The organism is Pseudoalteromonas sp. DL-6 (genome assembly GCF_004328665.1).
Taxonomy (GTDB): domain Bacteria; phylum Pseudomonadota; class Gammaproteobacteria; order Enterobacterales; family Alteromonadaceae; genus Pseudoalteromonas.
The window spans coordinates 574,811-588,602 of record NZ_CP019771.1 but is presented as its reverse complement, the minus strand read 5'-3'; the positions used below and the strand labels follow the sequence as shown (position 1 = coordinate 588,602).

At 40.7% G+C, this 13,792-nt stretch carries 10 protein-coding genes and 1 pseudogene; 1 reads left to right on the top strand and 10 read right to left on the bottom strand.

The window, feature by feature from the left end:
• Window positions 1–45: 45 nt before the first annotated feature.
• The 10 genes and pseudogenes from B1F84_RS17615 to ndk all read right to left on the bottom strand — a co-directional run bounded on the left by B1F84_RS17615 (window position 46) and on the right by ndk (window position 12,166).
• On the bottom strand, window positions 46–1,773 hold the full coding sequence (locus tag B1F84_RS17615) for a DUF885 domain-containing protein (protein WP_131692259.1): 1,728 nt from the start codon (window positions 1,771–1,773) through the stop codon (window positions 46–48).
• Between the two features lie 387 nt (window positions 1,774–2,160).
• A complete protein-coding gene (der, locus tag B1F84_RS17610; protein WP_076918786.1) occupies window positions 2,161–3,630 on the bottom strand; it encodes a ribosome biogenesis GTPase Der in 1,470 nt (489 codons plus the stop codon).
• Between the two features lie 93 nt (window positions 3,631–3,723).
• On the bottom strand, window positions 3,724–4,902 hold the full coding sequence (gene bamB, locus B1F84_RS17605) for an outer membrane protein assembly factor BamB (RefSeq protein ID WP_055011539.1): 1,179 nt from the start codon (window positions 4,900–4,902) through the stop codon (window positions 3,724–3,726).
• A gap of 10 nt (window positions 4,903–4,912) precedes the next feature.
• Entirely contained in the window at window positions 4,913–5,533 is a 621-nt protein-coding gene (locus B1F84_RS17600; protein ID WP_054201417.1) for a tetratricopeptide repeat protein, read from the bottom strand.
• Window positions 5,534–5,577: 44 nt separating this feature from the next.
• Window positions 5,578–6,858 carry a histidine--tRNA ligase gene (hisS, locus tag B1F84_RS17595; protein WP_054201416.1) on the bottom strand — a complete coding sequence of 427 codons (1,281 nt, stop codon included), beginning with the start codon at window positions 6,856–6,858 and terminating at the stop codon, window positions 5,578–5,580.
• A gap of 187 nt (window positions 6,859–7,045) precedes the next feature.
• A complete protein-coding gene (gene ispG / locus B1F84_RS17590) occupies window positions 7,046–8,164 on the bottom strand; it encodes a flavodoxin-dependent (E)-4-hydroxy-3-methylbut-2-enyl-diphosphate synthase (RefSeq protein ID WP_069439098.1) in 1,119 nt (372 codons plus the stop codon).
• A 5-nt stretch (window positions 8,165–8,169) separates the two neighbouring features.
• The gene (locus B1F84_RS17585; RefSeq protein ID WP_131692258.1) at window positions 8,170–9,039 is read right to left on the bottom strand and encodes a RodZ domain-containing protein; all 870 of its coding nucleotides are present in this window, start codon (window positions 9,037–9,039) and stop codon (window positions 8,170–8,172) included.
• A 365-nt stretch (window positions 9,040–9,404) separates the two neighbouring features.
• A pseudogene (pilW, locus tag B1F84_RS17580) lies at window positions 9,405–10,304 on the bottom strand (type IV pilus biogenesis/stability protein PilW); the annotation flags it as partial.
• Window positions 10,305–10,420: 116 nt separating this feature from the next.
• Entirely contained in the window at window positions 10,421–11,551 is a 1,131-nt protein-coding gene (locus B1F84_RS17575; protein WP_008111342.1) for a bifunctional tRNA (adenosine(37)-C2)-methyltransferase TrmG/ribosomal RNA large subunit methyltransferase RlmN, read from the bottom strand.
• A gap of 183 nt (window positions 11,552–11,734) precedes the next feature.
• Window positions 11,735–12,166, bottom strand: a complete 432-nt coding sequence (ndk, locus tag B1F84_RS17570; RefSeq protein WP_008111339.1) for a nucleoside-diphosphate kinase — start codon at window positions 12,164–12,166, stop codon at window positions 11,735–11,737.
• 270 nt (window positions 12,167–12,436) lie between these two features.
• Here ndk and B1F84_RS17565 point away from each other — a divergent pair, with 270 nt between their 5' ends.
• Entirely contained in the window at window positions 12,437–13,762 is a 1,326-nt protein-coding gene (locus B1F84_RS17565; RefSeq protein WP_131692256.1) for a methyl-accepting chemotaxis protein, read from the top strand.
• Window positions 13,763–13,792 lie beyond the last annotated feature (30 nt).

Below are 13,792 nucleotides of genomic sequence, written 5' to 3'. Positions count from 1 at the left end.
AAGAGGCGATAATAATACCGCCTCTCAATTTGTTTCCGTTGTATCTTAAATAGCTAATTTTTGCTGTGCTATCCAGTCGTTAATTACATCTTCAAGTACCGCCATAGGGAGTGAACCTTGGCCAATAACGGTGTCGTGAAAGCTGCGTATATCAAATTGTGCGCCTAGCTGTTTTTCGGCTTTTGCACGCAGTTCGCGTATTTTAATTTCGCCCATTTTGTATGACAGCGCTTGGCCTGGCCAAGAAATATAGCGGTCTATTTGATCTTCTACTGCGCTTTGTGGCAAGGCGGTATGATCAGCCAAGTAATCAATCGCCTTTTGGCGGCTCCAGCCAAAGGCATGAATACCGGTATCGACCACTAAGCGCACTGCGCGCCACATTTCGTAGCCTAAACGACCAAAGTCACTGTATGGGCTTTGATAAAAGCCCGCTTCTTTACCTAAACGCTCTGTATAAAGTGCCCAGCCCTCGCCAAATGCCGAGTGACTCAGTGTGCGTCTAAATTCAGGAACGTCTAACTCCATTGCAATGGCGTTTTGTAAATGATGCCCAGGAATAGCTTCGTGCAGGCTAAGTGCTTCTAAATTGTATAAAGGCTGCAATTTAGGTGTTGAGGCTAAAAAGTAAGTGCCAGGTGAGCGGTTATCTGGCGGTGGCATATAAAACGCACCACGACTCGCTGAGCCTTTTATAGTAAAGGTGTTACGCGGTAAATGGCCAAAGTAAGTGGGGAGTTTGCCATACATTTTTTGCGTTATAAAAGCGGTTTTTTCTAGCAAGTCTTGGGCGTCTTTTGCGTAAAATTGCTCATCGGTTGCTAAAAATTTTAAAAAGTCGCTGTAGCTGCCTTCAAAACCAACGCTATCAATAATGGCTTGCATTTGTGCTTTAATGCGAGCCACTTCTTTTAGACCAAGTTCATGAATTTGTTTAGGAGTAGCATTAGTGGTGGTGTAGTAATTAACGGTGTAATTGTAGTAATCAAGCCCACCTTTTATACTTGCAATACCCGGCTGCGCTCTACAATGTGGCATGTATTCGTTTTCAAAAAAGTCGTAAAAGTGCTCGTAAGCAGGCACGACTTTTTCTTCAATTAACGCTTGTGCTTTTTGTTGTAAGCTCGCTTTTTGCGCCGCATTAAAGGTGCTAGGTATACGCGTAAAGGGCTCGTAAAGGGCGCTATTTTCGGGGTTTTTAACTATGTGCGCGCTAATGCTTTGGCTGTAATTTTCAAAGGTTTTACAATAATGAGTAAACCCTGTTTTTATACCTTGCTTCATTAAATCAATATTTTGCTGATTAAAGCGCGGGTAATCACTCAGGCTCACTAAAAAGGCGTTGTAATCATCAATGGTTAAAAAGGCCATGTTAGCCGGCGCTTCTGCAAAGTAAGTATGCCAGCCACTTAAAAAATTAACCGGGAAGTATTTATCTTGGTAAAGGTAGCTTTGTTGCTCTGTTTCTCGCTCATATTTAAATAAGCGGTAGTTCATTAGCTGCTCGTTGTTGAGTGTTTTTGGGTCAATGCTGGCTAGGCTTTTTAGTACGCTGTTGTTATAAGCTTGGCGCTTAGCAACGGCTTGCTCGCTCCAATTTGGTAATGTGCCGTTTGGTTTCCAACCGTCTGGATCGGTTCTAAAAAATATTTTTTCAGCTTTGGCGTTTTGCCAGTGGTTATCAATAATGGTTTTTAAATCGCTGTTACTGTCGGCCAAGCTTGGCAGCGAGGTGGCTGCTAAGGCAATAGCTAAGATTGTTTTTTTTAGCATGTTGAATTTCACTTTTTAAAATTTTAATTATTATTTATGCGCGCTGATTTTATGATAATAACAAGTTCACTCAATTAATGCGTTGTTTTATAACATTAATGCGTGTGTTTAATTGCTCTCCTTACTTATTTTATTTATATAAACAACGAAGAAATAATTTTTTAAGAATAATGATTTAAACAGCACATAGACAGCTTTACCAAGGGTATGTGGGGCAACCATACGCTTTGCACTTTGACGTCAAATAACCCTTTTACGAGTACTATTACTTTATTTTAGATAAAAAAAATAGCGTACTTTTATTGTACGCTATTTAATTTTGACCTAGCACCTAGCACCTAGCACCTAGCACCTAGCACCTAGCACCTAGCACCTAGCACCTAGCACCTAGCTTTTATTGCGGTTTTCTTTACTAAACGCGCGAATTTTACGTTTTTGCGACAGCGTTACTTTATTCGTACGCCCTGCAAATGGGTTATCACCTTCTCTAAATTCAATTTTGATTGGCGTACCCATAATCTTAAGTGCTTTACGGTAGTAGTTCATTAAGTAGCGTTTGTAGCTATCAGGTAAGTCATGTACTTGGTTACCATGAATAACGATACGTGGCGGATTGTAGCCCCCAGCATGCGCATACTTAAGCTTAACACGACGTCCACGAACAAGTGGTGGCTGATGATCCGCTTGTGCCATGTCCATAATACGACGCAACATAGCAGTACTAATCCGCTTAGTTGCCGACTCATACGCTTCGTCAACTGATTCAAATAAATGACCAACACCAGTACCATGCAGAGCAGAGATAAAGTGTAGGCGGGCAAAATCAATAAAGCCTAAACGACGATCAAGCTCAGTCTTAATACGGTCTTTAACGTAGTTATCTAGACCATCCCACTTATTCACGGCAATAACTAATGAGCGCCCTGAGTTAAGCGCAAAACCTAACAGGCTTAAGTCTTGATCAGAAATACCATCGCGGGCATCAACCACTAATAACACCACGTTACAATCTTCGATTGCTTGTAGCGTTTTAATGACTGAGAATTTCTCAACCACGTCACTTACTTTTTTACGTTTACGCACACCAGCGGTATCGATAAGAATATATTCTTTGTCGTTACGGGTCATCGGAATGTAAATTGAGTCGCGGGTTGTACCTGGCATATCGTATACAATAACACGATCTTCACCTAGTATACGGTTAGTAAGGGTTGACTTACCTACATTTGGACGACCAATAATTGCCAGCTTTACCGGCTTGTCGGCAAACGCTTGGTGATCGGTGTCATCTTCTTCACCTTCTTGATATAAGTCGATAAGTTCTTCATCGTCATCGGCTACATCTTCATCAAGAGCGGCAAGTTCAGCAATAACAGGCTGAAGAGTTTGCTCAAGCAGTAAAGTAATACCACGGCCATGTGCGGCAGCGATATGATGAACTTCACCAAGTGAAAGTTGATAAAATTCAGCACAGTTTGAGTCGGCATCAATGCCGTCTGTTTTATTGGCAACAACAAAGCTTTTCTTTTCTTGCTTACGTAAGTGGTTAGCAATAGCTTGATCAGCCACTGTCATACCCACGCGAGCATCAACTAAAAATAAAACAATATCCGCTTCTTCAATGGCTAGTAATGACTGATCAGCCATTTCGGTTTCGATACCTTCTTCTGAGCCATCAATACCGCCCGTATCTACCACGATAAATTCAAAGCCATCGTAATTTGCTTGGCCATATTTTCTATCACGCGTTAAGCCAGGAAAGTCGGCAACGAGTGCATCACGAGTACGTGTTAAACGGTTAAATAATGTGGATTTGCCCACATTGGGTCGCCCTACAAGAGCGATCACGGGAAGCATAAACTACCTCTTTAAAAAACAACAAAAGGCTTCGCAGTGCGAAGCCTTACAAAAAATAATTAACTATTAGTGCCTTACACTAATAGTAGACAGTTAGTTCGGTATTTTTACCGCGCTAACTTCACCATCGCGGGTGTATAAAATCAATTTATCGTCAGCGACAACGGGCTCAACAAAAAAACCTGAGCTGTCAAAGTCTTCACGAGATACTAGCTCGCCAGTTTCTTTATTTAACCAATGCAAATTGCCTTCTTGGTCACCTAACGCTAAATAATTACCGGCAACCGCTGGACCTGTTAAGTACCAGCCACGTAGAGCGGGTTGGCTCCAACGTTCAATGCCTGAATCTTTATCAAGTGCATAAACAACGCCGTTACTATCAACAACGTAAATTGTTTGCAAATCCATGCTAATTTCACGGTAGCTGCTGTATTCACGTTTCCATACAACATTACCTGAACGAATATCTACTGCTGATAAGTTACCATTGTATGCAATAGCGTAAGCAAATGGACCGCTAATGATCGGCTGCGTATCTACATCAACTAAACGTTCAAACTCTGATGCGCCTTTTGGCACTGCAATTTCTGCACTCCATGCCGAGTAGCCACTCTCAGAAATTAAAACACTTAACTTACCTGTTTCTAGGCCTAGTAACACACCACCGTTAGCCACAGTAGGTGAACTTTGACCGCGTAAAGTCAGCGGTGGCACTTCTTGCTCAAAGCTCCAGCGTTCTTCACCAGTATCTGGGTGAAGCGCAAGTAACTTACCTGAGGCTAAATTTACAAAGATTAAGCCATCGCCTGCAGCGGGTTTAGAGAGTGATTCGCCAGGTACTTTTTTACGCCAGATTTCTTTACCAGTCTCACGGTCAAGTGCAATTACATAACCATGTTCAGAGCCTAAATAGATTTTACCATAAGCTTGTAATATTCCGCCTGATAATTTTGCACTATCGTTATCGCTCCAAGGCCAAAACGATAAATCTTGGCGAACGTCGGTTTCCCATTGGGTATCGCCATTGGCAAGTGATAAGGCTTCTACTTGGCCTTCACGGCTAGCAACATACACTGTCTCTTTATAAACAGCAGGTGATAAGCGTGAAAAGTAATGCTCTACACCACTACCAATTGATTCTTGCCATACCACATCAGTTTCAAATTGATTGGCTATTTCTGGAAGCACCAGTTCTTCTTCGTCATCACTTGAAGAACACCCCATTAGGGTTGCCATACATAGGGCAAGCGTTGCTGTTGTTATTTTTCTCATGCCTAAAACCTTATGCCGCTGGGCTAGTTACTGCTAGGTCATCTAACTTAATTTGTAAAAGAGGATTACTCGTTAATCCACCTGCATCAACAGCAGCTTGGTAAGCTACGCGTGCTTGCTCTTTATTGCCTTGTTGAGTGTAAATATCACCTTTTAATTCAGCCACATTTGCGTTAAATGCTTCAGGAAGAGGAGCATTTAATGTACTCAATGCATCATCGTATTGCTGCTGAGCAATTTGCACACGTGCTAAACGTGTTGTTGCAATGGCTTTAAGCTGGGCGTTATCAACGTTAGTTACAATCCAGCTTAATTTTTCATTTGCTAAATCTAAGTTTTGGGCATCTACAGCTTCTTTTGCAGCAACAAATGCCGCTAGAGTTGCGTACTGAGTGTCTTTGTTTTCACTGATAAATGCATCAGCAGACGCTAATACGCTGTCGCTTTCAACAAGCTTAGTGTATGCATCAGATGCTTGCTCTGCAGTCGTTATTTGATTTTGGTTGTATGCTTTCCAGCCATATAAACCACCTAAACCAACAATAACGCCTAACGCTAGTGAAAGGCCGTTTTCACGAAAAAAGCGTTTAATTGCTTCTGCTTGTTGTTCTTCTGTTGAATAAATTTCCATGCTTACCTCTGTTAAAGCGCTTCACTACTTACGCTTTATATAATTTAGCTATTAATTAGTTCTGCAAGTAACGTTTTAGCTTGTTCTAGTTCTAGTGTGACTTGTTCTTTACGTTCACGTAAGTATTTAATAGTCACAACGCCTTGCTCTAATTCATCTTCACCGATAATAATTGCGACGAGAGCATCGCTTTTATCAGCACGTTTAAGTTGTTTTTTAAAGTTACCACCGCCAGCGTGCACCATTACGCGTAATCCAGGTACATCACGACGTAAGGTAGATGCAATTATAGGCGCTTGAATACTGGCTTTGTCGCCCATAGCTGCTAAATATACATCAGCACTACGGCGTATGTCACCTACACATTCAAGTGCTTGAAGCAGTAAAACCAAGCGCTCTAAACCCATCGCGAAACCTACCGCAGGGGTTGATTTACCGCCTAATTGTTCTACTAAACCATCATAACGACCACCAGCACATACAGTACCTTGTGCACCTAAGCTGTCGGTTACCCATTCAAATACAGTGCGGTTGTAATAATCTAAGCCACGTACCAGCTTTTCATTAACCGTGTATTTGACGCCTGCGGCATCTAATCGTTCACATAAATTTTCAAAATGTTCTTTTGATTCAGCATCTAAATGTTCAGATAACTTTGGTGCATCGACTAAGATTGCCTGAATGTCTGGATTTTTAGTATCCAAAACGCGCAGTGGGTTAGAGTACATACGACGTTTTGAATCTTCATCTAGTACATCGGTATGTTGTTCTAAAAAGGCGATTAAGGCATCGCGGTACTTTGCGCGAGCTTCGTTTGAACCTAATGAATTAAGTTCTAAACGCACATGGTCAGTAATGCCAAATGCTTCCCAAAGTTGCGCCGTGAGTAAAATAACCTCGGCGTCAATATCGGCGCTGGCAATACCAAAAGTCTCTAAACCAAACTGATGAAATTGACGGTAACGACCTTTTTGTGGGCGTTCATGGCGAAACATAGGGCCCATGTACCAAAGGCGTTGTTCTTGATTGTATAACAGGCCATTTTCGTTACCTGCACGTACACAAACTGCAGTCCCTTCCGGGCGCAAGGTTAAATTGTCGCCGTTACGATCGGCAAAGGTGTACATTTCTTTTTCTACTATATCGGTTACTTCACCAATAGAGCGTTTAAATAGGTCGGTTGATTCTACAATTGGAAAACGAATTTCTTGATAACCAAACGATGATACGGTCTCGCGTAAAATGTGTTCTACTTTCTGCCAAACTTGCGTATCGCCTGGCAGGCAATCGTTCATACCGCGAACTGCCTGAATTTGTTTTGCCACTGATAAATCCTAAATCTGTTTATGTGCAACCCTGGGCTGCAACCACGTAAAACTAAAAAATCGACCCTGCATTATAACCTTAACTATAAGGTAATTGCGAGCGTAGCGGAGCGTACGTAATTTATACTACGTTGTGAATACCGCGACTAAAAAAGGTCATTTAAATACATAGTGTTGTAACAACACATCACTCTACGATTTTTATGTCGATTGGAGTTTGCTGTTGCTTGTGTTCAATGAAATCGCGTACATAGCCTTCAAGTTGATCAACAATATTATTGTTATCAATTCGGGCTTTTTGGCGTTCGCCATTAATGTATAAACCTGAGCGACGGTTTGCGCCGGCAAGACCAATATCACTCACTAATGCTTCGCCTGGTCCGTTAACCACACAGCCAATGACTGACACTGAAACTGGCTCAATAATATCTTCTAAACGCTCTTCAAGTTGATTCATGGTGCTCACTACATCAAACTCTTGGCGTGAACAGCTAGGGCAGGCAATAAAATTAATGCCGCGAGAGCGAATACGCAATGATTTTAATATATCAAAGCCTACTTTTATTTCTTGTACCGGATCCGCTGCTAGTGATACACGCAGTGTGTCACCAATACCTTCAGCCAATAGCATGCCTAAACCAACGGCTGATTTAACTGAACCAGAGCGCATGCCGCCTGCTTCGGTAATACCTAAATGCAGTGGCTGGTCGATTTCTTTTGCAAGTAGACGATACGCGCCAACCGCTAAAAATACGTCTGACGCTTTCACCGAGATTTTAAATTGGTCAAAGTCTAAGCGACGTAATATATCTACATGGCGCATAGCCGATTCAAGTAGGGCTTCAGGTGTTGGCTCGCCGTATTTTTCTTGTAGGTCGCGCTCAAGTGAGCCACCATTTACGCCAATACGAATTGGAATGTTGTGCTCTCGAGCTGAGTCGACAACCGCTCTAATACGCTCTTCACTGCCAATGTTTCCTGGGTTGATACGTAAACAATCAACGCCATACTTTGCTACTTTTAATGCAATGCGGTAGTCAAAGTGAATATCAGCAACTAGCGGTATCGATACCTGCTCTTTAATACTTTTAAATGCTTCAGCGGCATCCATAGTTGGAACAGATACACGGACTATGTCAGCACCGGCATCTTGAATCGCTTGAATTTGAGCTACAGTGGCATCAATGTCCATTGTGTCTGTGTTAGTCATTGACTGCACGGCAATTGGTGCACCATCACCAATTGGAACATTACCCACATTAATGCGGGTGGATTTTCTGCGTTTTATAGGAGATTCTGAAAACATAGCGACTACTCTGCTAAGGGTAATTTAAATTTAGCTAAACGGTTTTTAGGAAAAGCCGAAATATCAACTGGCTCACCATTTAGGGTAATACTTACAACATCATGCTTGCCTAAAACCACTGAAAAAGGCGCTACACCAGTTAAGGTCATTTCGTAGCCTGCTTTTTTTACACCAAATGCAATTTTTTCATCGTTGGCATCGTGAATTTCTACCCAGCTCTCGTCATTAAACATCATAAAAATAGTGCTTAAATCAGTGTTTGTTGGCTCACTCGGGCTTTGTGCGTCGTTTAGGGGAGCAGCCTGAATAGTTTGTTGCTCATTTTGTAATGCTGAATTTGTTTGTTGCGCAGGCTCAACATCATCTAATAGCGCTTCATCAGCCGCTTCAGCAAGTCGTTTTGTATTTTCTTGTTGCTGAGTAATAAATGAATTATTAGCATTAATAGTGTTAGTTTGTTCATCAATAGGCGTTGCATTTTGCCACCACCATACAGCTGATGAACCAATAACAATGGCTAGTATTAAATAGCTTACCGTCATCAGTCGACTGTCATGCGCTTCTTTTTCTGTACGTCTTGAAAAGCTTTGCATATCTACTGGCTTATCTGATGTGCTAAAAGCAGGCAGCATGGCTAAAATAGCGGTGCTATCAATGTTGAGTGTGCGACAGTAATTTTTTATATAGCCTTTAACAAATGTTTTTGCGCCCAGTAAATGATATTCATCGTTTTCAATATGCTGAACTTGTGATTCAGTTAATTTTAATAACGAGGCAATCTTAGCAAGGCTAATATTTGCATTTTCTCTATGTGTTTTTAGTATTTGACCTACAGAGGGTTCATCGCTCTGCGGTTGTGTATTATCTTCATTCATAATGTGTATCAGTTTGGATCCACTAGTAAAAGTTTATGTTTTAGCTTAACAGCAAGAGTAAGACTTCGTTTTTATTTTTAGTTAATTCTTGTTGCTAAGGCGCATTAAAAAAAGGTACTACATGCAATACTATAATAACTTTGTGGTGTTTAGCTAAAGCTTATCTGTTTTTAAGTGCTTTAATACACCTTATCCGTAGCAGTTTAGCATTTTATCACACTGAAATGCTAAATTGCTTTACCCTAAAACACGCATTTACGCGTCACCCTTTACGCTATATTTTTGTTTACAGTTAAAGGGGGTTAATCATCTAGCGTATTTGTTTTAGTTTGCTCAATTGACGCTTCGCTATTTGAAGCCTGCACGGGGCTCTTTTTACGAATAACCTTTATTTTTGGCTCAGCAATAATTTGATTGGATTGACTGCCTTCTTGCAATTCATCTAGCTGTGCTTGGCGGTATTTTTCACGCAGTACTTCAAATTCTGTTTGTCTTAACTGGTTATCGCGAATTGCGTTAGCTTGCATACTACTAGGGTAAGTTTGTAATAAAGTTGCCGCAATTTTTTCTGCTTCTTCAATTCTGCCCATACGCTGTTTAACTAAATAACCAAGCAACAAGGCGCGAGAAGAAACTTGCGCGGTGTCGTCATAACGTTTTATTAAGTTACTGGCTTTGTACAAGTCACTTTTTGCATAATATAAAGCGGCTAAACTTATTAATGTAGATGCGCGTTGTGAGCTATGGTTTAGCGCCTGCTGAAAATAGCTTTCGGCGTTAGTGAAATCGTTAAACTCAATGGCACATAGAGCTAAATTTTCATAGCTTTGTGCTACACGAATATAACTAGGTATTTCAATCGCTTTTAAAAATTGATCGGTAGCGCGATCATACTCATTAATGCTGCACAAAAACGTGCCATAGTTATTTAAGGTGTTAGGATCGTTTGGCTTAATAGCCAGTGCTTTTTGATAGGCTTTGTCGGCTAATCCATTTTCGCCAACTTGTTGATAATAGTATGCTAAAGAGTAGTGTACTTCGGGTAAGTTAGGAGCGTACTCATTAGCACGTTCTAAGTTATATTTTGCTTGAGAGTTATTACCTGTACTTAAATACTGTAACGCCAACGCAATGCGCGTGCGAGCAGCACCATCGTTATTAATTTTATTTTCGAGAACTGGTTTATCGCTGCCGTTGTAACTATTTTCAGTAACACAACCGCTCAAAAACAGTGTTGATAGTGCTAACGTAAGTAAAGATCGCATTACTTTGTCTCTTTATTTATATCCATAACCTCTATCTTACCTCAAAGCCTTTGTGTTGCATCATTTATTTAAAAATAAACGACATATCACAAAGACTTCTGATTACTCAGCAAATATTAAGCTTGATGAATATTCACTGCAATCGCGTTTTCATCGCGCATTTTCTTTTTAGCCATACGCTTAGTACGGTCTACAACATCGCCAGCTAACTGACCACATGCAGCATCAATGTCATCCCCGCGAGTACGACGAACAATACAGGTAATACCCGCAGCTTGTAATACTTTAGAGAAACGGTCAATTCGACTGTTACTTGAACGGGTATATTCATTACCTGGGAATGGGTTAAACGGAATGAGGTTTACCTTAGATGGCGTACCTTTTAGCGTTTTAACCAGTTCATGAGCCTGATCGGTGCTATCGTTAACGCCGTTAAGCATTACATATTCAATTGTCACATCTTTATTGGCTTTTGAACCGTCAATGTAACGACGACAGGCCGCTAAAAATTCTTCAATTGGATATTTTTTATTGATCGGTACTAAAATATCACGCAGGGCGTTATCTGGCGCATGCAGTGAAATTGCCAGCGCTACGTCTATTTTTTCTTTCAATAAATCAAGGGCAGGTACCACACCTGAGGTACTTAATGTGACGCGGCGCTTAGATAAACCAAAGCCCCAGTCGTCCATCATCAGTTCCATCGCCGGGACTACGTTTTTAACATTAAGTAGCGGCTCTCCCATACCCATCATTACAACGTTAGTGACAGGGCGCTTTTCACTGTTGCCATCAAGGCCAATATCTTTGGCTACACGCCATACTTGACCGATAATTTCAGATACTTTTAAGTTACGGTTAAAGCCTTGTTGTGCCGTTGAGCAAAAAGTACATTCCAGTGCACAGCCCACTTGAGATGATACACATAACGTGGCGCGATCTTTTTCTGGGATCCACACGGCTTCAACTTCTTGGCCGCCTTCTAGTACTAATGCATATTTAATAGTACCGTCGCTGGCTTGCTGGCGAACTGAAATTTCGGGCGCAACAATTTCGCACTCATTTTTAAGCTTTTCTTTGAGTTTTTTGTTTACGTTGCTCATTTCGTCGAAATTATCTACGCCGAAATGATAAATCCACTTCATCACCTGATCGCCACGAAATGGCTTTTCACCGAATGATACGAATAGTTCTCGCATTGCATCTCGGTTTAAATCTAATAAATTAATCTTTTTTTGCTCGGTCATGTAACAACCTCAATCGGTGGCGGTGATGGTAAAAATTTACAAGGGAGAATTGTACACAATTCACCCACTATAATCATTAAGTAAAACATCATAAATAAACGGTTAATACTTTACGTAATGACTAAAAAAGGGCTCGAAAGCCCTTTTCATACTTTGCATCACAGGGTTAGCTGTGAACTCGAATTAACGAGTACGTGGGCAAAGTTCTTCGTCAGCGAAGAAGTACGCGATTTCGCGAGCAGCAGATTCAACAGCGTCAGAACCGTGAACCGCATTTTCGTCGATGCTATCAGCGTAGTCTGCACGTAAAGTGCCAGCTAGTGCTTCAGCAGGGTTAGTAGCACCCATGATTTCACGGTTTTTAAGAACAGCGTTTTCGCCTTCAAGAACGGTAACCATTACTGGGCCAGATGTCATGAAAGATACTAAAGCGCCAAAGAAAGGACGTTCGCTGTGTTCAGCGTAGAAACCTTCAGCTTTCTCTTGTGAAAGGTGAACCATTTTAGCTGCAACGATTTTAAGACCCGCAGTTTCGAAACGGTTGTAGATTGCGCCGATGTGGTTTTTAGCAACTGCATCAGGTTTTACGATTGAAAAAGTACGCTCTAAAGCCATCTTTGTGCTCCAATAATTTAAATAAAAGGTTGAATATTAACGGGCGCGAATTATACGCGTTTTAGTCGAAAAAACCTAATTTATTCTACTTTGCTAGTTTTTTTAATTTGCTAACCCAGGTTTATGAACTAAAAACAATGTTATTACGTTGATTATATGTTTATAAACTTAAGCTATACTTTTGCTTGAGTGGTGTGACTATATACTTGTAATACACTTATCCATAGGCTCAATATGCATACAGATACATGCAAACACTAAGGTAACAATATGTTTTTTAACCAATCTTTAAAAAATCAAATAGCTGATTTACAAAGTAAGCTTTCTGTAAGGGAGCAGGTTAAACAAAGTTTAGACAGTGAAATGCTGGTATTAGAGCTTGATAAGCAAGGTGCTATTTTAAGACAAAATAAAAACTTTGAACGAGAGTTTAACTACTCGAATAACCAAATAATTAATAAAAATATTTTAGACTTTATTGCTGAAAATGCTAGAAATAACGCGGATTTCCATGCTTTTAAAAAAGCGATAAGCAAAGCCCAGCATTATGCGGGCGCTATTCAAGTATCCCACCAAAACGGCCAACGAGATTGGTTACGCTGCATTTTACATCCGATAAAAAATGAGCAAGGGCAGTTAGAGTATTTAACCCTGCACTGTACTGTGCTGACACAAATAATTGAAAGCTCAAGAGAGAATGAAGATTTAATAAAAGCATTACACCGCTCTACAGCGGTGATTGAATTTGACACCCAAGGTATGGTGCTGCGTGTTAACGACAACTTCTTAAAAAGTATGGGTTATTCAAAGCAAGAAGTAATTGGTAAGCACCATGGAATGTTTTGTGATGAGCAAGAAGCCAGCAGTAAAGAATATCAAGCATTTTGGCAACGATTGCGTAATGGTGAGTTTATTGCGAGCAGATTTAAGCGAATTGATAAACACGGTCATTCAGTATGGTTAGAAGCGTCGTATAATCCGATTTTTAATGAAGCTAATGAGCTTTACAAAGTAGTTAAATTTGCCACAGTGATCACAGACCAAGTAGAAAGAGAGCTGGCTATAGAGCAAGCGGCGAGTATTGCCCATGGAACCTCTATCGAAACCGATAATAACGCGGATAAAGGCGCAGAGGTGGTACAAAAAACAGTTCAAGTTATGAATGAGTTGTCGGTGCAAATGGAGCAAGCGGGTAAAGAAATTTCAGCATTAGATAAACAATCGCAACTTATTGCCAGTATAGTGCAAAGTATCAGCAGCATTGCTGATCAAACTAATCTGCTAGCACTCAATGCAGCCATTGAAGCTGCAAGAGCAGGTGAGCAAGGCCGTGGTTTTGCTGTAGTTGCTGATGAGGTGCGTTTACTTGCTTCAAGAACCAGTAAAGCAACCGAAGAGATTGTGGATGTTGTACAGCAAAACCAAAATTTAACCCAATCAACGGTGGCTGTGATAGAGCAAGGCAAACACAAAGCTCAGCAAGGATTAGAGCTTTCTAATGAGTCGGGTCATGTGATGAATGATATTAAAAAAGGCGCACAACAAGTTGTTGATGCGGTTAGCCAATTTTCTAATCAATTAAGTAGTAAAAAATAACTTAAATTTGCTGCTCTTCATTTTTAGCAC

Coding starts and splice junctions, on each gene's coding strand:
- B1F84_RS17615 (WP_131692259.1), bottom strand. CDS start 1,773: ATGCTAAAAAAAACAATCTTAGCTATTGCCTTAGCAGCCACCTCGCTG.
- der (WP_076918786.1), bottom strand. CDS start 3,630: ATGCTTCCCGTGATCGCTCTTGTAGGGCGACCCAATGTGGGCAAATCC.
- bamB (WP_055011539.1), bottom strand. CDS start 4,902: ATGAGAAAAATAACAACAGCAACGCTTGCCCTATGTATGGCAACCCTA.
- B1F84_RS17600 (WP_054201417.1), bottom strand. CDS start 5,533: ATGGAAATTTATTCAACAGAAGAACAACAAGCAGAAGCAATTAAACGC.
- ispG (WP_069439098.1), bottom strand. CDS start 8,164: ATGTTTTCAGAATCTCCTATAAAACGCAGAAAATCCACCCGCATTAAT.
- B1F84_RS17585 (WP_131692258.1), bottom strand. CDS start 9,039: ATGAATGAAGATAATACACAACCGCAGAGCGATGAACCCTCTGTAGGT.
- B1F84_RS17575 (WP_008111342.1), bottom strand. CDS start 11,551: ATGACCGAGCAAAAAAAGATTAATTTATTAGATTTAAACCGAGATGCA.
- ndk (WP_008111339.1), bottom strand. CDS start 12,166: ATGGCTTTAGAGCGTACTTTTTCAATCGTAAAACCTGATGCAGTTGCT.
- B1F84_RS17565 (WP_131692256.1), top strand. CDS start 12,437: ATGTTTTTTAACCAATCTTTAAAAAATCAAATAGCTGATTTACAAAGT.